An 18,038-nucleotide genomic window follows, 5' to 3' on the forward strand; every position below is an offset into this window, starting at 1 on the left:
TGGAGTGAATCAGTGGCATCACACGACGTTCCTACTGACTATGTACCGGCCGAAGACGAGCCCTTCATGAACGAACGGCAGCGCGCTTACTTCCGTAAAAAGCTACTCGCGTGGAAAAACGACATCCTGCGCGAAGCGCGTGAAACCCTCGATCACATGCAGTCCGACAGCTCCAATCATCCCGATCTTGCCGATCGCGCGTCGTCGGAAACCGACCGGGCCATCGAGCTCCGGGCCCGCGACCGCCAGCGCAAGCTGATCAACAAGATCGATCTGGCGTTGCAACGCATCGACGAGGGCACGTATGGCTATTGCGAGGAGACGGGCGAACCGATCGGCGTGAAGCGGCTCGATGCGCGCCCGATCGCGACGCTGTCGCTCGAAGCGCAGGAGCGGCACGAGCGCCGCGAGAAAGTCTATCGCGACGACTGATCAACGAAAACGGCCCGCCTGAGAGCGGGCCGTTTCATTTCCGGCGATCACGGATCATTTCCTGCTGGTGAGTTCGGCCAGCAGCTTCTGCATTTCGTCTTCGAGCGAAGCATCCGCGGCCGGTTTTTCCGAAACCGCGGTGTCGACACGCGGTTCTGTCCGCGCTTCGTCACTGTGCGACGGCATGCGCTGATCTTCTTCCGCGACAAGTTCCGCCTCGGCTTCGTATACCGGATTTTGAAACGCCGGATGGGTTGCGAAGGGTACGGCCCTTTCCGGAACCGGAGGCTCGTATTCCGGTTCGTGCGCTGTCTCGGCGCGGGGCTGTACCGGCTCGACCGTTTCGGAGAACTCGACGGGCTCGGTCGGCCTGGCGACTTCGGTCTCGACGGTCTCTTCCCTAGTTTCCTTGCGGCGCAGCATGGAAAACGCACCTGCCACGCGTGCCGGTTCGGCAGCCGGCCGCGTCACCGGAGCGGATGGCTGTTCGGGCGCGGTTGTGTCGTGCTGGGCATAGTCTCCGGGCAATTCGCTCGCCGCGGGTTCGGGCCGGCGCACGGGCGCTGCGCGCGGCGGCGCCGATTCCGGTGCCGGCTCGGGCATGACGGCCTCGGGGGCCGGCGGTGTAGGTACGGGCGGCGGAACGACGGCGGCTTTCTCGCGCAGGCGCAGCTCTCTTGCGGGCGCCGGTGCCGGAGCTTCTTGCTGCGCGACCGGCATTTCGGGCGCGGGGGCGGATACTTCTTTTTCAGCCGGAGCCGAAATTGCCGGAGCCGGCGCTTCCTTGCCGATGTCGCGTTCGATCACGAAGTCATTGTGTCCGCCGATCATGACGAGATGTTCGACATCGTCGCGGCGTACGAGAACGATCCGCCTGTGGCTGTCGATCGCCGTGGCGTCGACGACGGCGAGGCGGGGCTGGCGACTGCGGCTCCCATGGATGAATACGCCGCCGGAAACGCGCCGTGTCCAGAACCATAATACCCAGGCAAGAAGGATAACGACGATCGTTCCGATACCGTAGGTCACGTATGTCGCATTTTGTGCGCCGAGGGCTTCGGTCAACCAGGCATACATTCAAAGCTACTCCATGATGCGGCGTTTTCGCCAAGCCTAACACGCGAAGGTGTTAGCAACGACAGGTCGGAATGACAAATTTCCCCGGCAGGGCTTTCGCCCCGTACAGGTTTGTGATTCAAACCAGAAAGAAGCCGCATTGCGGCGATTTGAGGGGAATGGCGTAAGCCGGGAAAACTGCAATGGCGGGTGAGTACAGGGCGCTTGGTCACAACAACAACCCTCCGAGCGCGGCGGTCCGGTTGCTTATCCTCGGTGTTGCGTCGCTCGGTGCGGCGGCTTTCCTGTTCTTCTACCGCGAGAACCTGAACGACACCTTCCTTCTGGTGATGCTCGGCCTGCTTGCGATGGTCGGCGTATTCTATCTGTTCGCCTCTGCGATCGGTTTCGTCGAATTCGCCCAGGGCGGGCGGGCCGAGGATATCGGGCGCAGCTTTGCCGATGCGATGGCGGACGGGATCTGCATTCTCGATGCGAAGGGCAGCATCGTCTATTCCAACAAGGCCTATAGCGAGATGACGGGTGCGGCCGCGGCAGAGGACCTGCAGGCGCCGGAGGCCGTCCTGTCGCGCCACGACGATGCCGCGAACGCCGTCTACCGGCTTGCCAACAACGTTATCAGGGGTCTCGAGGCGGACGAGGAATTCCGGCTGCAAAACGGCCTCAAGCGCGATGACACCGGTCCGCGCTGGTACCGGGCGTCCACCCGGCTCCTGAAAATGCCGGGCAAGGGCGGGCCGCTCAGGGTCTGGCGGCTTGCCGACATCACCGCGGAGCGCGACGACCAGGAGCAGACCTTTCTCGAATTGCAGAAGGCGATCGATTATCTCGACCAGGCGCCGGTCGGTTTCTATTCGGCCGATAGCGACGGGCGAATCCAGTATATCAATGCGACCCTGGCCGGCTGGCTCGGCATCGACCTGACCACGTTCCTGCCCGGATCCATCCCGGTGACCGACATCGTTGCGGGCGACGGCATGGCGATGATCAACGCCGTCAGGGCGGAAGCGGGAATGGCGCGCACCGCGACCATCGATCTCGAACTGGCCAGGGCCGACGGCGTCAGCCTGCCGGTGCAACTGATCCACCGTGTCCAGGCAGACCGCGACGGGCTTATGGGGGCGACGCGCACGATTGTCCTGAACCGCTCGGAGGTGGGCGAATCGGCGGACGACCTGCGCCGTTCCGAAGTCCGTTTCACGCGGTTCTTCAATTCCACGCCGATGGCGATCGCGGCGCTCGACAAGGACGGGCGGGTGCTGCGTACCAATGCGCCGTTCCTCAACCTGTTCGGTGGGGTCACCGATCCGGATGCACTGGAAGGCCATATCAAATTCGAGGCGCTGATGCAGGGCGACGCCGTCGAACGATTCCAGAAGGCCTTTGCGGCGGCGCGCGCCAACCAGGCCAAGATCGAGCCGTTCGACACCGTCCTGAAATCCGGCACGGACGAGCGGCACCTGCGCGTCTTCGTCAACGCGGTTGCCGGCCATGGCGGCAGCGCGGAAGGTACCGCCTCGGAGGAGGCGGCGATCGTCTATGCCATGGACACGACCGAGCAAAAGGCGCTGGAAGCCCAGATGGCGCAGAGCCAGAAGATGCAGGCGGTCGGACAACTTGCCGGCGGCATCGCGCACGACTTCAACAATGTGCTGACGGCGATCATCATGGCCTCCGACCTGCTGCTGACCAGCCACAGGCCGTCGGATCCGTCCTTCCCGGACATCATGAACATCAAGCAGAACGCCAACCGGGCGGCTTCGCTGGTACGCCAGTTGCTGGCCTTCTCGCGCCGCCAGACGCTTCGACCCGAAGTGCTGGCGCTGACCGACGTGCTCGCGGACCTGCGCATGTTGCTGTCGCGGCTTGTCGGCAATTCGATCCATCTGCAGGTTGAACACGGGCGCGACCTTTGGCCGGTCAAAGCCGATCTGGGGCAGTTCGAACAGGTGATCGTCAACCTCGCCGTCAATGCGCGCGACGCGATGCCGGACGGCGGCGACCTGACGATTCGTACGCGCAACGTCTCGACCGAGGAATGCAGCGAACTCGGCTATCGCGGTTTCTCGCCCGGCGACTACGTGATGATCGAAGTCGAGGATACCGGCACCGGTATCGCGCCGGACGTCCTGGAAAAGATCTTCGAGCCGTTCTTCACCACCAAGGAAGTGGGCAAGGGTACGGGGCTCGGGCTTTCGATGGTCTATGGCATCGTCAAGCAGACCGGCGGCTTCATCTACGCCGACTCGAATCTCGGCCGGGGAACCGTCTTCCGGATCTTTCTGCCGCGGCACATTGCGGCCGAGACCGACGCGCCGGCGGAAAAGCCGCTCGAGCCGGAATCGGAAAAGAAACGTGATCTTTCGGGAACGGCGACCGTGCTGCTCGTCGAGGACGAGGATGCGGTGCGCATGGGCGGCGTGCGGGCTCTGACGTCGCGCGGCTATACCGTGCACGAAGCATCAAGCGGCGTCGAAGCGCTTGAAATCATGGAGGAATTGGGCGGGAAGGTCGATATCGTGGTATCAGACGTCGTGATGCCGGAGATGGACGGGCCGACGCTGTTGACGGAACTGCGCAAGACCCATCCCGACATCAAGTTCATCTTCGTGTCGGGCTACGCCGAGGACGCGTTCTCCAAGAACCTTCCCGAGGACGCCAAGTTCGGGTTCCTGCCCAAGCCGTTCTCGCTCAAGCAGCTGGCGACGACCGTCAAGGAAATGCTCGAAGACGGCGCCTGACGGGCGCTGAGCAGAAGTGTTGCCGGGAAAGTCAGGCGGCTTCGCGGTGAAATTCCATCAGGTTTCCGGGCTGACGCGCCGCGATCAGCGTGCGCAGTTCGGTTGCGCGCCGTTCCATGCCGTTGGCTTCGGAGATGCGGCCGGCCCTGCGAAGCAGGCCTGCCTGTTGGTGGATCGCGAATGCGATGTTCTCGAGTTTCTGCGGTTCGACCATCATGGCGTTTTCTTCTTTTTTGACCCGATCCATTCCGGGCTGCCGTGACAGTAAGGCATGCGCTGCTTGCGCGAACCTTGTTGTTTTCCGCGGCGGAAGAACGCGATGGTCGCCGAAATCAGCGGCGACGCGCCTTCACAGGTATCGGCTGAAGCCGCATGGACGCGTGGCCGACATGGTTGAGTTCGATGGCACGGCGTGCCATTCCGCGCGCTTCGGAAAACAATCCCTGGGCCTTCAGAAGCTTGGCCTGCTTGATCATGATCCGGGCAAGATCGAGGAGGAGGTTGGGACGGGTGGACATGGCGTTTCTCCTTTGCCTGTCGTCCTGATGCATGTGGCACCTCGGTGCGGGCATCCAATGCGCGTGCCGGTTGACGCAGTGTCAACGCTCCATCTTTGGAACGGTTCCTGCAAGCAACGCTTTTTCACGTCTGCGTTACGATGCAGCGTCTCACCGACCCTGTTTACGTCGCTTTAAATTATCCGGATCAGCCCGAGCGGTCACGTTAATCTTTCGTAAGCCGCGTCCGCGCAACGAAACGGGGCGCCCCGTCTCCGAGGCGCCCCGTTCATGTCCGTTGTCGTGTCTCGCTGCGCTCAGGCGCGGCGGAACAGGCGTGCGGCAAAGCTCGCCTTGCGGCGGCGCGAGTGCGGCGCGGCAGCATGGCCGGCGTCTTCGCGGCGCGCGGCAGTATTCAGCATGCCCGTATAGGCAATGAAGATGCCACGATTGCTCATCGTTGTTACCCCGTCATTTTTCTTTTTTGATGCGGCCCGGTACACCTTCCGGTGGTTGGCGACCAGAGCCGTCGGCGCATCCCTGCCATGCCGTGCGGGCATGTATCGTGTCGCTTCGGGACACACCTTGTCTTGAAAGCGACGCGTTTCGAATTGTCAGCCGACCGGAGCCGTGCAGTCGGGCGGGACGAGGCCGGAGCCTTGGCGGACGCCGTTCCAGGGATAGCGGTCGGGGCCGTTGGTGCCGGTCCAGAACCCGTCGAAACGGGCGCCGTCGCTCGAAAAGACGAAGGACGCGGATCCGGTGCCGTAAACGTCACTCCACGAGAAAACGAGACGGTCATCGTCCCCGCGCGCGGCCAAAGCGAGCTTTCCCGGCACCCATCGGCCAGGTGTTTCGATGAAGACGTAGTCGCCGGAAACCGTCTCTCCGGTCACCGTCAGGGTCGTCGCGATCGGCACCCATTCATCGGCGCTGACGGCGCAACCGACATATTTTCCCTCGAAACGGGAAAGCTCGCCGGCATGGGCGGGGCTGACCGAGGCCAGAGCCAGGCAAATGGTGAACCGGATCATGCGGCAAAACCTGCCACGTATTGCCCGGCTCGCAAAGATCATCCACGCCCGTCGTCAGCCGGGCGCGCGTACTCCCGCAAATCAGAAGTTGCGGAACTTGCCGCGCTCGATTTCCTGTATACGGCGCTCGAGATCGTAGATCGAGGCCGAACCGTTCAGATATTCGGTTTCGATCTTTTGGCGCGACTGACCTTGCAGCGCATCAGCGATGCGTCCGAAGGTCCTGGAAAAGCGGTTCTTGCTCATCATTCTTCTCCTTTGTTTGCAGCCAATATGATGCTGCGCCGCAGCAATTTACAGGCATGCAAATGCACGGCAGCCATGCAGTTTGCGTATGGCGGCCCGAATTCTTCCCGCGATTGACGACAAGGTCGGCGGATATTTTCATGCTCGCGGTGGTGGCCGTCGTGTGGTTTTCGCTTTATTCCGTGAGGGTAGTTTGAAACCGGGGGCGGCGGGAATGGCGAGTGGGCGAGGGCGTTTCGCGATATTGGCGATCATAGCCCTTGTCGTTTTCCCAGCTACCGGGGCAAGCGGTGGCGAACGGTCATGGTGGCTGAACGTCTTCTTTAACGTGAATGGCGAATGGCGCCCCGGTCACGAGATCGATGGTTGGGCGGCGCGCAGATACGATACGCGCGAGGAATGCGCCCGGCGCAAGGCCTTTGCCGAGACCGAGTGCCGCAAGGCGCCGCTCGATTATCCCGCGGTATGGATTTGCTCGCCGGACGGGCCGTTGGAAGAACCGCCTCCACCTTTGCAGGGAACCTATTGCTGGGACGTCCCTTCCGATCGCTAGAGGGAAGCGGGCGCCTCGCCATTTGCCGACCGAACATCCTTGCGCCAAATCAGCATTGCCTGGGCGCGATCCTGCCCGGGGGGCAAATCATGAACGCGCACCGCTTCGCGTTCCCGGTATCCGCGTCGTGCTTCACGCGGCAAGAATTTACGCCGTCATGCCTTTTTCAGAAACTCGGTGCGCAGCACCAGGCCCTTGATCTTGGCAACGCGGCATTCGACTTCATCCGGATTACCGGTCAGGCGGATCCCCTTGACCAGCGTGCCGCGTTTGATGGTCGACGACGTGCCTTTCACCTTCAGGTCCTTGATCACGGTGACATTGTCGCCGTCGGCAAGGATCGTGCCGTTGGAATCGCGGGTTTCATCGCTCATGTGATAATTGCCTCTGCTTGTCGTTGCCGCGAGCCATAACGGGCCGGACAGGGCAGGGAAAGGGCTTCGTGCCGTCCGGCCGCCGAAAATCAGCGGTCCGCATGGCCCCCAAGTCTCGATTGATATAGTTTGGAAGACGCGGGCCATATGCCAAGCGCATCGTCCGCGGGGTTGTGGTTTGAGGGGACAATTCCGTTCGGGCCTGAAATCGACGCGCCGAGGCGCGCAGATCTCGGTTAGGGGAGGATAAGATGGATATTTCGGACCGGATGTTCGTGATCCTGTTTTTTCCAAGCTTATTCATCAGCATGGGCGTGTTTTTCATCGGTGTCGGATATCTGTGGTGGATATCGATCCGAAACCGCGAACTGAAAAGGAAAAACGGCGGGTAAGGGCGCCGGCCGGCGGCAGCCCGGATGACGCCGTTGCGCCGTGGCTTTACCGCAGCGCCACATGCGGTGGCGATGACGCGAATGTAGCGGGGCGGACCTCGGTGACTTCGATCGTCGGGCCGTGATCGTCGGTGGCGAGAAAGCGCGGCGGCAAATCGCTCTCGTCGAGGAACGCGCAGGTGAGGTGACCGGAGAAAACCGCACCGGTGTCGATCCCGATACGGTTGGCGTGGACTTCCGGCAGGAAGGAGTCGGTCGGGGTGTGGCCGTGCACGACGACCTTCGGCAGCGGTCCGGTAAAATCGAGGAATTCGTGCCTGATCCAGCGGGTCGTCTCCGGATCCTGCCGGTCGAGGCGGACCTGCGGGTCGACCCCGCCATGGACAAGGAAATAGCGCTCGGTTTCGACCCGCCACTCCGCCGACCGCAATGCCTCGACATGTGCAGGAAATTCCTCGGCGAGGCGCGCGGCGATCTCGTCCGGGGAGATGCTGAGGTCGATGCCGTAAGAGGCAAGTGTCTCCTCGCCGCCATTGCGGAGCCAGAGCTCGCCGATCTGCCGACGCTCCTCCGGCTGATCGAGGAAGCGCAGCAGGAACTCCTCATGATTGCCGAGGATGAGCTGCGAGCCGGGAACGCCATGCAGGGTGCGTATGACGAGATCGATCGCCTGGCGGCTTTCCGGGCCGCGGTCGATGATGTCGCCGAGGAAGACGATCCGCCACCGTGCGCCGTGCCGGGCGGCGTCATCCTCTATCGCCAAAAGCAATCTTTCCAGCAGGTCGCGCCGTCCATGGACGTCGCCGATGGCATAGATGACAGAGGACGCAGAGGGCATGGGGTTTCGTGCTTTTCAAATCTCGCGACAATTTCACTATGCCATGCTTGCGCGCAGAATGGGGCGGGCGAGCCGGCGCTCAGATCAGGCGGCTGCCTGTTTGCGCGCGAACTGGCTCAGATCGTCCTCGCCGAGCGTTTCCTTTTCCAGAAGCAACTCGGCCGAACGTTCCAGTTCGCCGCGCCGCTCCTTCAGGATGGCGACGGTGCGCTCGAACGTATCGTCGACGATGCGGCGCACCTCCTCGTCGATCTTTGCCGCGGTCTCGTCGGAATAGTCGTGCTCGGTGGTGGCCGGAAAGCCCTCGCTCGGTCCGAGCATGGTCCTGCGGTCGCGATCGAGCGCGACGTGGCCGAGCTTTTCGGTCATGCCGTAGCGTGTGACGATGGCGCGGGCGATGTCGGTGACCTTGACGAGATCGTCGGCGGCGCCCGTCGACAGGTGGCCGTAGATTATCCATTCGGCGGCGCGGCCGCCAAGCAGCACGGCCATCTTGTTTTCCAGTTCCTTCAGCGTCATCAGGAAGCGGTCCTCGGTCGGGCGCTGGATGGTGTAGCCGAGCGCGCCGACGCCGCGCGGGATGATCGACACCTTGTGGACCGGGTCGACGCCGGGAAGAGACATGGCGACGAGGGCGTGGCCCATCTCGTGATGGGCGACAATCTCGCGTTCCCTGGGATTGAGCAGCCGGTTGCGCTTCTCCAGCCCGGCGACGATGCGTTCGACGGCGTTGTTGAAATCCTCCATCGTCACGGCATCCGCCCTGCGCCTCGTCGCCAGCAGCGCCGCCTCGTTGACGAGATTGGCGAGGTCCGCGCCGGTGAAGCCCGGGGTCAGCGCCGCGATCTTTCCGGCATCGACATCGGGGGCGAGCGTCGCCTTCTTCAGGTAGATGTCGAGGATCTGCACGCGGCCGATCTTGTCGGGCCGGTCGACAAGGACCTGGCGGTCGAAGCGGCCGGCGCGCAGCAGCGCAGGATCGAGGATTTCGGGGCGGTTGGTGGCGGCCAGCAGGACAAGGCCGGAGGACGGGTCGAAGCCGTCGAGCTCGACGAGCAACTGGTTGAGCGTCTGCTCCTTCTCGTCATGGCCGCCGGAAAGCGGGCCGATGCCGCGGGCGCGGCCGAGCGCGTCGAGTTCGTCGATGAAGATGATCGCCGGCGCCTTGCCGCGGGCCTGCTCGAACAGGTCGCGCACGCGCGCGGCGCCGACGCCGACGAACATCTCTACGAATTCCGAGCCGGAAATGGAGAAGAAGGGCACGCCCGCCTCGCCGGCGACGGCCCTTGCCAGAAGCGTCTTGCCGGTGCCGGGCGGGCCGACGAGAAGCACGCCCTTCGGCATCCGGCCGCCGAGGCGGCCATAGGATTTCGGGTCCTTCAGGAAGTCGACGATTTCCTTGAGCTCGTCCTTGGCCTCGTCGACGCCGGCGACGTCGGAGAAATTCACGCCGGTGTCAGACTGGACATAGACCTTGGCCTTCGACTTGCCGATCTGCATCAGCCCGCCGATGCCGCCGCCGCTGCCCATGCGCCGCAGCATGAACATCCAGATGCCGACGAACACCGCGATCGGGACCACCCATGACAGGAGGTCGCGCAGGAAGGTGCTTTCGACCTGCCCGGTGACGACGATATCGTGCTTCTTCAGCGCATCGGCGAAAGCCGGGTCGACGCGCGTCGTGACGAACATCGGCTTGCCGTCCTGCGGTTCCTTGAAGCGGCCCTGGATGAAGCGGTCGGAGACGGCGACCGAGGCGATCTTGTCGTCGGCCAGATAGGTCTCGAACTCGCTATAAGGGATTTGTGCGATCTGGGTGGTCGAGACATAGACATACTGGAACAGCATCACGGCGAGAAAGGCCGCAATCCAGTACCAGACGTTGAACTGTATCTTCTTGTCCATGTCCGTTCTCCGGTGCGCGGGCGGGGTAGTCGTGACCGAAGATAGTCTCGGGAGCGCTTGCGCTGCCAGTGCGGCGCGCAGATTTTTTACACCGGCGGCGAAGCGTGCGATCAGCGCGCCAGCCAGGCGCGGACTTCCGCCAGCAGGCCGAAGACGTGCGGATCGTCGATCTTCAGCGCCTCGAAATGGCTGGCGAGGTTTTCGAGATATTCCAAACTCGTGCCGAGCCGTCCGGAGCCGGTGGCGATGAAGCAGACCCGGTCCTCGTGCGCGATATCGGTGCGGATATTGGCGGAGTCGTGATTGGCGACGAAGGTCAGCGCCTCGACCGTGCCGTGATCGGTATCGACGGGGACGAAGGCCGGCACGTAGGAACCGGAGAGCATTTCGCGCCTGAAGAGAATTTCCGTTTCATGGTCGGCGATCCGGGCTTCGATTCGATAGGCGAGGCCGTTGCAATGGCCGTCCGCCTTGTCGAGCGCCGCCATCAGGCCGGGCCTCTCGCTGTTGCCGCGCGCGCCGCGCGTGTCCTTGAGGCAGAAGGAGCGCTCGTAGCCGTCGACGCGACCGCGCCGGACCTCGGCGAACAGGAAGGCCGGGTTCCACATCAGCGAACCATAGGCGAAGACCCAGAGGTCCTCGCTGAGCCGCCCCTCCAGCGCCTCGCGGCGTATCTCTTCGCGCCTGGCGTCGCTGTAGCGCCAGGTCTCGGGCATGCCCTGCGCCTTCATCTGTTCGTCGAGGTCGGACGGATCGAAGGTGCGGAAGGCGGACGCCTGCGGATCGATGATCATGTCGCGCAGGACGGGATGATGGACGAAGGGGTCGGGTGTCTCTGTCACGGCGTCATATGTGGTCCGTCCGGTGCGGTCCTTCAATAGAGCGGCGCCGCGCGGTCTGTCATCCGTGCGGGGAGGAATATTTGCGCCAAATCCGCCGGGCGGGGTTGTACTTGGGCCTCCGGGACGGCAGATAACCCCCGGACCGCCTTCCCGGCGGCTTGCCGTACCGGCATCAAATCCAACCAGGGATAACTTTCGTTTGAGAAACCAGGCACACACGAACTTCACCGACCGCCGTCAGGACGCAGCCGAGGCCAAGAAAAAGCTTCTGGAGAAATTCAAGACGGCGCCGAAGGTCGACGATCCGGAAGTGGTCGCCAAGCGCGCCGAGCGCGCGGCGATGACGAAGGCGCGCGAAGAGCGCCGCGCCGAACGCGAGCGGGCGAAGATCGAGGAGCAGGAACGCAAGGCCGCCGAGGCCGCTGCCGAAGCGGAAGCTGCCTATGCCGCCGCCAATGCGGAAGCGATCGCCCGCGAGGCGGAAGAAAAGGCCCGCATCGAGCGCACCATCGCCGATGCGGCCGCCATGAAGGCGAAGCGGGACGAACGTTACGCGGCGCGCAAGGCCCGCCAGCGCTGATCAGCCCGGTTTTGCGGCGATCCAGATGACGTGGCGCGCGCCGCGCTTGCCGCGCGCTCGCGTCGCGACCTCTTCCACGAGATAGCCGGACGCACTCAGCCGCCTGGTGAAGCCCGGGCTGCGGTGCGACGACCAGACGGCGAGCACGCCGCCGGGGCGCAGCGCCCGGTGCGCGGCGGCAAGGCCGTTATAGCCGTAGAGGCTGTCGTTTTCCGCGCGGGTCAGCCCCTCGGGGCCGTTGTCGACATCGAGCAGGATGGCGTCCCAGCCGGCGTCTTCCCGGCCGATTAGCTCGCCGACATCGCCTTCATGAATTTGCACACGCGGATCGTCGAGGCTGCCGGCGAAAACCGGGGCCAGCGGCCCGCGCGCCCAGGCGATCACCGCCGGCACGAGTTCGGCGACGGCGATATCGGCGCCGTCTCCCGTTTCCGCCAGCGCGGCGCGCAGCGTGAAGCCCATGCCGAGGCCGCCGATCAGGATTTTCGGGTTTTTGCGGCTGCGGATCCTGTCGCAGGCAAGTCGCGCCAGCGCTTCCTCCGAGCTGGAGAGGCGGCTGTTCATCAGTTCGATGGCGCCGGCCATGATCGAGAACTCGTCGCCGCGCCGTTTCAGCCGCAACTGCCCGCCGTCTCCGGGGACGGTCGCGGTGTCGAGCTCGATCCATGGCTGCATGTTGGCGGGTTCCTTGTGTGCGGGGCTTCCTTAGCAGCGCCGCGCAAGCGGTGTCACCTCCGCGCTCTCCCGGCGAGCCGGAGTTGAAGAAGCAGATAGGGCGGGCGCGTTACGACGTATCCTCGCGCTGCGCGTCATGCGCCAGCGAATGGCACTCGCGCAGGACATCGTCGACTTCGTGAAACGCCCGCTTGCGTCGGCCGGGCGGCCAGCCGGGGCGCATTGGCGAGAAATATTTGCTTCGGTTCAATCCGAGATCGCGTTTGGCGCGCCAGCGGGCGAGGCGTTTGGCATGGCCGTCGAGATCGTCCAACGCTGCTTTCAGCCCGGCAAGCCGGCGGTGGAGGCGGGTGGCGTCGATCTCGTCGTCGGGCGTGGGGTTCCGGATTTCGGGGATCGGGCGCGGCTCGGAAATGCCGATGACGCAGATGCGCGGGAAGGATTTCGCGCGGCGGCTGGGCGGGCGGAAATCGAAGCGCTTGCGCGGATCGAGCAGGGGAAGGGCGAGAACTGCGGGGGTGGATGTGGTTGTTGTGGTGGATGGTGTGGTGGCGGGATTGCGCGGTTTCACCGCCACCACTACAACAACATCGCGCGCGGCGATCACGATGAGGCGGCGGACGGCGGATTCGGCCGCACGGAGAATGCGCAGGATGTGATTGTGGAGATGGCGCGGCAAAGTCGCGCCGGACTCCCCGTCAACCAGACCGGCCATGGCGAACAGCGCCGCGAGAATGCGCAGAAGCGCATCGCGGTTGCGGGCAATCGCCCTGTCCCAGTTGATCGTGCTTCCTTGCGCGTTCGTCATTCGGACAAGGGTAAGGGAGGCGGGAGGACGGTGGATTAGTTTTCTGCGGAATCCCTCGCCTTACACGTCGAGGCTCCGCTTGGCGGCTTATGCCAACTCCGGCTTTCCGGCAAACGCATCCTCCACCTCGCGCAGCATGCAGGCCTCCTCGCCGGCATAGCGCGGCGAGAAGTGGAAGGGGATGACGCGGACGGCATTTGCGAGACGGGCCAGTTCGCCGGCCTGCGCCGTCGTCAGGTGCGCCCGGCCGGCGGCGATCTCCGCGTCTTGCGCGGCGAAAGCAGCCTCTATGAAGAGCGTGTCGGCGTCGCGCGCCAGATCGACGATGGCGCGGCGGTTGGGAGGCGAAAAGGCCGCGTCGGCGACGTAGGCGATCTTCTGGCCGGCGGTGATGGTGACGAGATCCCGGCGCAGCTCGCCGAGCGGCAGCGCCCGCTCGCCGCCGGAGGCGAGCCCGACGCGCATCGGCGTGTCGTCGGGCTTGCGCTCGAAGATTGCCGCCTTCAGTTCCGCCAGCCACGGCCCGGTGACGAAGCCGCGCTCGTCCAGCCGGTTCTTCCAGACATTGATATGCTCCGGCTCCTGCAAGGCAAAGGCGAGGCAGGGCGTACGGTGCTCCAGCATGGCGGCTCTCACGGAAAGCGACGGTTCGTCGAGCAGCACGCCATCGCGCAGCTTCCGGCTGCCGAGGTCCTCGCGAGCAAAGCGCCTGGTCAGGCGAAAGCGCGCCGCGCGGCAGTTCTCGGCATCCTCCAGTTCGACGACCTCAAAGACGAGGTCGTCGACAAAGGTTTCGGCGAGGTTCCAGGTATAGGCGGCGAGCTTCGCCTCGACATTGGCGATGAAGCGCGGCGGGCCATAGAGGCGGATCAGCCGATCGCGGCCGACGGACAGGCGCAGCAGGCGATCGAAGCCTGCGAAATGGTCGATATGGGTGTGCGAGACGAAGACGTCGGAGACGCGCAAGACCGAGCGGGCGGGCAGCGCATGGATGTCGCCGAGATCGAACAGGATGGCGCGGCGTTCGAGAAGGAAATCGACGAAGACGACCGGATCACCGAAGCGGTCATTGACGAGGGAAGGGTAGAACTTGGGCCGCATGGCGGGAGGCCTAGCGCAGCGGCGCGCGGCTGCGGTCGGGCGTGAGCGCGAGCGCGGCGACCGCGACCAGGGCCGTGACGGTCATGTAGAGCGCGGGCGCCGTGGCCGCGCCGGTGACGGCGATCAGGCTGGTCGCGATCATCGGCGTCAGCCCGCCGAATACGCCGACGCCGACATTGAAGGCCACGGAATAGCCCGACAGGCGGTCGCGCTCGGGGAACATCTCGACGAACAGGGCCGGGGCGGAGCCGAGCGGCACCGAGAGCAGCGCGAAGGCGAGGAAATGGGTGGCGAGGATCGCGGCGAGCGATCCGCCGGAGACGAGCATCCATTCATGCAGCGGCCAGGCGGCAAGCGCCAGGCCCGACAGCGCCAGCGCGATCCAGGTGCGGCGCGGCAGCCACCGGTCGCCGACGACCGCGAGGAGGGGCATGGCGGGAATGACGAGGACCGTCATGCCGGTGTTGATGGCGAGCGCCGTGCTGCGCGCCATCAGGCCCTGCGCCGACAGCCATTCGGGCAGATAGACAAAGGCGATGTAGAAACAGGTGCCGTAGCTGGCCGCAAAGGCGAGCGCCAGCAGGGTCTCGTGGCGGTTGGTGGTGAAGGCTTCGAGAAGCGGCGAGGTTTCGTCGCGGCCCTCGTGATGCTCTTGGAAACGCTGCGAATTGTGCAGGTTGCGCCGCAGCCAGATCGCGGCGGTGCCGATCAGCGCGCCGCCGAGAAAGGGCAGGCGCCAGGCCCAGTCGGCCACGGTCTCCGGCGAGAAGACATTGGTGACCAGCGCCGCTGTGCCGACGCCGAGCAGCGAACCCGACATCGAGCCGATATTGGCCCAGCTGCCGGTCAGGCCGCGTTTTCCCTCGGGCGCGGTCTCGACCAGATAGGTGACCGAGGAGGAGAACTCGCCGCCGACCGACAGGCCCTGCAGCAGGCGGACCAGCACCAGAAGAACGGGGGCGATGACGCCGGCCGTGGCATAGGAGGGCAAAAGGCCGAGCAGCAGCGTCGGCAGGGCCATCATCACCACCGAAATCTGCATGGTGCGGGCGCGGCCGTAGCGGTCGCCGAACCAGCCGAAGGCCGCTGCGCCGAGCGGGCGCATGATGAAGCCGGCGGCGAAGATTCCGTAGGTCGCGATCAGCCCGGCCGTCGGGGCGTCGGAGGGAAAGAAGACGGGCGCGATGATGCCGGCCAGGTAGCCGTAAAGCGCGAAGTCGTACCACTCGACCACATTGCCGATGAACCCGGCCATGATGCGGTGCCGGAGTTCCGGCGGTTGCGCTTTGCCCGTGCCCGGCGCCATCGAGGAAGACTCTCCCATCGCTTGTGGCCTTTCGGGATAAAGGTCACGGGGCGGGGGTGCAAGGCGGGGGCGGCGGCGATCTCCTGACAAACGAGGATTTATCTCTTTGCTCGCAGGCGATAGGGAAGCTGTGTGTCCGGGACGGAGGGGAGCGGCAACATGCAGAAGGCCACGAGAGGCGCGCCGTCGCAGACGGTCACCGGCATCGGGCTGATGGCGGCCGGCGTCGCCTGCCTGTGCGTCAATGACGCCATCGCCAAGGCGCTGACCGCCGGCTACCTGCCGATCCAGATCCTGTTCATCCGCAATCTCGTCGCCCTGCCGATCGCGATCCTGATCGCGTGGCGAATGGGCGGCCGCTCGGCGTTGCGGTCGCACCGGCCGGCCACCCATCTGGTGCGCGGCGCGTTGTGGATCGGCGCGGCGACGCTGTTCTTCACCGGGCTCAGCTATCTCGGGCTCGCCGAGGCGACGGTGCTGATCTTCGTGGCGCCCGTCTTCATCACCGCGCTGTCGGCGATCGTGCTCAAGGAGCATGTCGGATGGCGGCGCTGGACGGCGGTTCTCGCCGGGTTCGCCGGCGTGCTGATCGTCGTGCGCCCCGGCAGCGCCACGTTCCAGGCCGCATCGCTGTTTCCGGTGGCGACCGCCTTCCTCTATGCGGCGCTGATGATCAGCGCGCGCTGGGTCGACAGGCGCGAGTCGGTCTGGACGCTGATGCTCTACCTGACCGGGGCCGGGGCGCTGGTCAGCGCGCTGGTCGTGCCGTTTTTCTGGACGCCCGTGCGGGCCGAGGATGTGTGGCTGTTTTTCGGCATCGCGCTGTTCGGCACCGTCGGCATCACCATGATGACGCAGGCCTTCCGCTTCGCGCCGGCGGCGGTGGTCGCGCCGTTCGACTATACCGCGCTGATCTGGGCGACGCTGTTGGGCTGGCTGTTCTGGGGCGAAATCCCCGACGTGCTGACCTATGCCGGCGCGGCGGTGATCATCGCCAGCGGCGTGTTTATCGTCTGGCGGGAGAGCAAGGTGGCGACGCGCGAGGCGGGGTGAGGGTGCAGTGTTGGCGGCCCCACGCTTCGTCATCCTCGGGCTTGACCCGAGGATCCACGGCAACGATGCTGAATGGAGTAGCAAGGACAGAAATGGTGCGCAAAATACACTACGCTGATCGGCGCAACGAAATAATTGCGATACTCCAGCAATGTGCAAACGAAGGTCGCACAATCACCTACGGCGAGCTGGGTGAGGCGCTGGGTATCCCGCCACGGGGGCCTTGGAAACCTATTCTTGACGATATCTCGAGGGGAGAGACAGCGGAAGGCCGGCCGGACATCTCCTATCTCGTAGTGTCAAAGAGAAATGGCTTGCCTGGACAGATTGGATTCGAGGCGGCCAAACCGCCCACAGACCAGCAGCGACGTTTGGCGGATAAGACAATATCCGAAGTCTTCAACCACTATCGGGGCGGTAGCCGCCAGTGACAGAACAGGTTGATCGAGGCGATGAACCCGGACTGGAACGATCTTTATCTGGTGTTGGGTAACTGAATTTCCTTGGCCGTGGGTCTTCGGGTCAAGCCCGAGGATGACGGAGTGTGGGTCAGATGTAGTGGCTAATCGTCAGCATCTGCATTCAATAGGTTGCATCACCTCTATTGAGGTGTCGGACGAAATGGAATCTTCGACGAGCGGACCTTCCTGACTAATTCGGGTCTGCCGAGCAGTTGCAACATTCTCTTGAAAGAACTTTCGGCAAGCTTTGATGCCCCCGTGGGGCCGAGAAGCAATGAGTGAATGATATTCTCAAATACAAAATTGTCGGCTGTCACGCCTGGCATTGCCTCAATTTTAAGGCGCATTTTGGGTTCGATGCCTCGGGGACCGTGGTGATAGCCGATCATAGGCACTAGAATTTTCTCTTTATCTTCAGACGGCAAGTATACTATACGCCATTCGTTTTCTTCTGCAAATCCAATATGTTTAGTGAATATAGAATATAATAAAATGCGTTGAAAAAATGAAAATGCGGCGAGATAAATATAACGTCGTTCCCACTCTATTTTGGAAATTATTGAGCAAAAATAATTCACACGAGCAGATAGGTAATCTACTCTGTCTTTTGTTGATGCGTAATGAACTGGTGCAAGCGTGAGCGGGCTTCCTTGCAGGGCGGTAAGCTCACTGCTGTCGAAAATCAATGCGATGCCTTTTCCATTGTGCCCATACCCTCGCCACATTGAAAGGATGCCATCTTCGTCCTCTCTATTTTGCATGGAGAGGCACGCGACAAATACATTTAACGCTTCTTCTTGTTCAAATCTATCGTAATATCCTAGAAAATTGGATATGAATTCAAAATATAGATCGCTATCTGCGAAGGCGGATTTGAGTTCTGTAGACTCCTCTATAAGTTTCTTTCCCATCTCTAGCCCGAACGATAGTTCCTCGTAATCGTTCATAAATAACGGATTGGAGAGCCATATCTCGCTATTCCTAAGAATGCTCTCCCCAACTTCTAGAGAGGTGTAGTGGGCCAAAATTGGGCGCTGTGTTGGGAAATGTATATTTGGATCTATATCATCATAGATCTTTCGTACTTTTCCCAAGATCATTTCGGCCTTTTGGTCTGTCAAAG

General features: G+C 63.2%; 20 protein-coding genes. 5 read left to right on the forward strand and 15 right to left on the reverse strand.

The genetic code is table 11. The features are described 5' to 3' along the window. Nucleotides 1-66: 66 nt before the first annotated feature. Nucleotides 67-432, forward strand: coding sequence for an RNA polymerase-binding protein DksA (gene dksA / locus IG169_RS17630; RefSeq protein WP_193177554.1), 366 nt, complete (start codon nucleotides 67-69; stop codon nucleotides 430-432). A gap of 54 nt (nucleotides 433-486) precedes the next feature. Here the strand turns inward: dksA and IG169_RS17635 are convergent, their stop codons facing one another. Next, entirely contained in the window at nucleotides 487-1,509 is a 1,023-nt protein-coding gene (locus tag IG169_RS17635; protein ID WP_193177555.1) for a flagellar biosynthetic protein FliO, read from the reverse strand. A gap of 182 nt (nucleotides 1,510-1,691) precedes the next feature. On the opposite strand from IG169_RS17635, the gene cckA reads away from it, so the two are divergent. Continuing rightward, the gene (gene cckA, locus IG169_RS17640; RefSeq protein ID WP_193177556.1) at nucleotides 1,692-4,250 is read left to right on the forward strand and encodes a cell cycle histidine kinase CckA; all 2,559 of its coding nucleotides are present in this window, start codon (nucleotides 1,692-1,694) and stop codon (nucleotides 4,248-4,250) included. Nucleotides 4,251-4,281: 31 nt separating this feature from the next. Here cckA and IG169_RS17645 read toward each other — a convergent pair whose 3' ends face one another. The 5 genes from IG169_RS17645 to IG169_RS17665 all read right to left on the reverse strand — a co-directional run bounded on the left by IG169_RS17645 (nucleotide 4,282) and on the right by IG169_RS17665 (nucleotide 6,030). Next, on the reverse strand, nucleotides 4,282-4,467 hold the full coding sequence (locus IG169_RS17645) for a hypothetical protein (protein ID WP_193177557.1): 186 nt from the start codon (nucleotides 4,465-4,467) through the stop codon (nucleotides 4,282-4,284). Nucleotides 4,468-4,582: 115 nt separating this feature from the next. Then, nucleotides 4,583-4,768, reverse strand: a complete 186-nt coding sequence (locus IG169_RS17650; protein ID WP_193177558.1) for a hypothetical protein — start codon at nucleotides 4,766-4,768, stop codon at nucleotides 4,583-4,585. Between the two features lie 296 nt (nucleotides 4,769-5,064). Continuing rightward, on the reverse strand, nucleotides 5,065-5,205 hold the full coding sequence (locus IG169_RS17655; protein ID WP_193177559.1) for a hypothetical protein: 141 nt from the start codon (nucleotides 5,203-5,205) through the stop codon (nucleotides 5,065-5,067). Nucleotides 5,206-5,361: 156 nt separating this feature from the next. Next, nucleotides 5,362-5,781 carry a hypothetical protein gene (locus IG169_RS17660; protein ID WP_193177560.1) on the reverse strand — a complete coding sequence of 140 codons (420 nt, stop codon included), beginning with the start codon at nucleotides 5,779-5,781 and terminating at the stop codon, nucleotides 5,362-5,364. An 81-nt stretch (nucleotides 5,782-5,862) separates the two neighbouring features. Then, nucleotides 5,863-6,030 carry a DUF3563 domain-containing protein gene (locus IG169_RS17665; RefSeq protein WP_246717433.1) on the reverse strand — a complete coding sequence of 56 codons (168 nt, stop codon included), beginning with the start codon at nucleotides 6,028-6,030 and terminating at the stop codon, nucleotides 5,863-5,865. A 211-nt stretch (nucleotides 6,031-6,241) separates the two neighbouring features. Between IG169_RS17665 and IG169_RS17670 the strand changes: the two genes are divergently transcribed. Further along, complete coding sequence (locus tag IG169_RS17670) at nucleotides 6,242-6,580, forward strand: hypothetical protein (protein ID WP_193177561.1); 339 nt, start codon at nucleotides 6,242-6,244, stop codon at nucleotides 6,578-6,580. A gap of 155 nt (nucleotides 6,581-6,735) precedes the next feature. Here the strand turns inward: IG169_RS17670 and IG169_RS17675 are convergent, their stop codons facing one another. The 4 genes from IG169_RS17675 to IG169_RS17690 form a co-directional block, all read right to left on the reverse strand. Beyond that, the gene (locus IG169_RS17675; protein ID WP_193177562.1) at nucleotides 6,736-6,954 is read right to left on the reverse strand and encodes an alkylphosphonate utilization protein; all 219 of its coding nucleotides are present in this window, start codon (nucleotides 6,952-6,954) and stop codon (nucleotides 6,736-6,738) included. Between the two features lie 438 nt (nucleotides 6,955-7,392). Beyond that, on the reverse strand, nucleotides 7,393-8,184 hold the full coding sequence (locus IG169_RS17680; protein WP_193177563.1) for a metallophosphoesterase: 792 nt from the start codon (nucleotides 8,182-8,184) through the stop codon (nucleotides 7,393-7,395). Nucleotides 8,185-8,268: 84 nt separating this feature from the next. Further along, nucleotides 8,269-10,089, reverse strand: a complete 1,821-nt coding sequence (gene ftsH, locus IG169_RS17685; RefSeq protein WP_193177564.1) for an ATP-dependent zinc metalloprotease FtsH — start codon at nucleotides 10,087-10,089, stop codon at nucleotides 8,269-8,271. A 110-nt stretch (nucleotides 10,090-10,199) separates the two neighbouring features. Then, nucleotides 10,200-10,931, reverse strand: coding sequence for a gamma-glutamylcyclotransferase (locus IG169_RS17690; protein ID WP_193177565.1), 732 nt, complete (start codon nucleotides 10,929-10,931; stop codon nucleotides 10,200-10,202). A gap of 199 nt (nucleotides 10,932-11,130) precedes the next feature. Here IG169_RS17690 and IG169_RS17695 point away from each other — a divergent pair, with 199 nt between their 5' ends. Beyond that, complete coding sequence (locus IG169_RS17695; RefSeq protein ID WP_193177566.1) at nucleotides 11,131-11,511, forward strand: DUF6481 family protein; 381 nt, start codon at nucleotides 11,131-11,133, stop codon at nucleotides 11,509-11,511. On the opposite strand, the gene IG169_RS17700 is transcribed toward IG169_RS17695, so the two are convergent. From IG169_RS17700 to IG169_RS17715, 4 genes are all read right to left on the reverse strand, one after another. Continuing rightward, on the reverse strand, nucleotides 11,512-12,186 hold the full coding sequence (locus IG169_RS17700; RefSeq protein WP_193177567.1) for a spermidine synthase: 675 nt from the start codon (nucleotides 12,184-12,186) through the stop codon (nucleotides 11,512-11,514). A gap of 109 nt (nucleotides 12,187-12,295) precedes the next feature. After that, a complete protein-coding gene (locus IG169_RS17705) occupies nucleotides 12,296-12,994 on the reverse strand; it encodes a hypothetical protein (RefSeq protein ID WP_210326091.1) in 699 nt (232 codons plus the stop codon). 87 nt (nucleotides 12,995-13,081) lie between these two features. Continuing rightward, nucleotides 13,082-14,095, reverse strand: coding sequence for a ribonuclease Z (locus IG169_RS17710; RefSeq protein ID WP_193177568.1), 1,014 nt, complete (start codon nucleotides 14,093-14,095; stop codon nucleotides 13,082-13,084). 10 nt (nucleotides 14,096-14,105) lie between these two features. Further along, entirely contained in the window at nucleotides 14,106-15,419 is a 1,314-nt protein-coding gene (locus IG169_RS17715; RefSeq protein ID WP_210326092.1) for an MFS transporter, read from the reverse strand. Between the two features lie 141 nt (nucleotides 15,420-15,560). Here IG169_RS17715 and IG169_RS17720 point away from each other — a divergent pair, with 141 nt between their 5' ends. After that, the gene (locus IG169_RS17720; RefSeq protein WP_193177569.1) at nucleotides 15,561-16,454 is read left to right on the forward strand and encodes a DMT family transporter; all 894 of its coding nucleotides are present in this window, start codon (nucleotides 15,561-15,563) and stop codon (nucleotides 16,452-16,454) included. Between the two features lie 601 nt (nucleotides 16,455-17,055). Here IG169_RS17720 and IG169_RS17725 read toward each other — a convergent pair. Next, the gene (locus tag IG169_RS17725) at nucleotides 17,056-18,036 is read right to left on the reverse strand and encodes a DUF2971 domain-containing protein (RefSeq protein ID WP_193177570.1); all 981 of its coding nucleotides are present in this window, start codon (nucleotides 18,034-18,036) and stop codon (nucleotides 17,056-17,058) included. Nucleotides 18,037-18,038: the final 2 nt, after the last annotated feature.

This window comes from Oricola nitratireducens (assembly GCF_014904745.1).
GTDB classification, from domain to species: Bacteria; Pseudomonadota; Alphaproteobacteria; order Rhizobiales; family Rhizobiaceae; genus Oricola; species Oricola nitratireducens.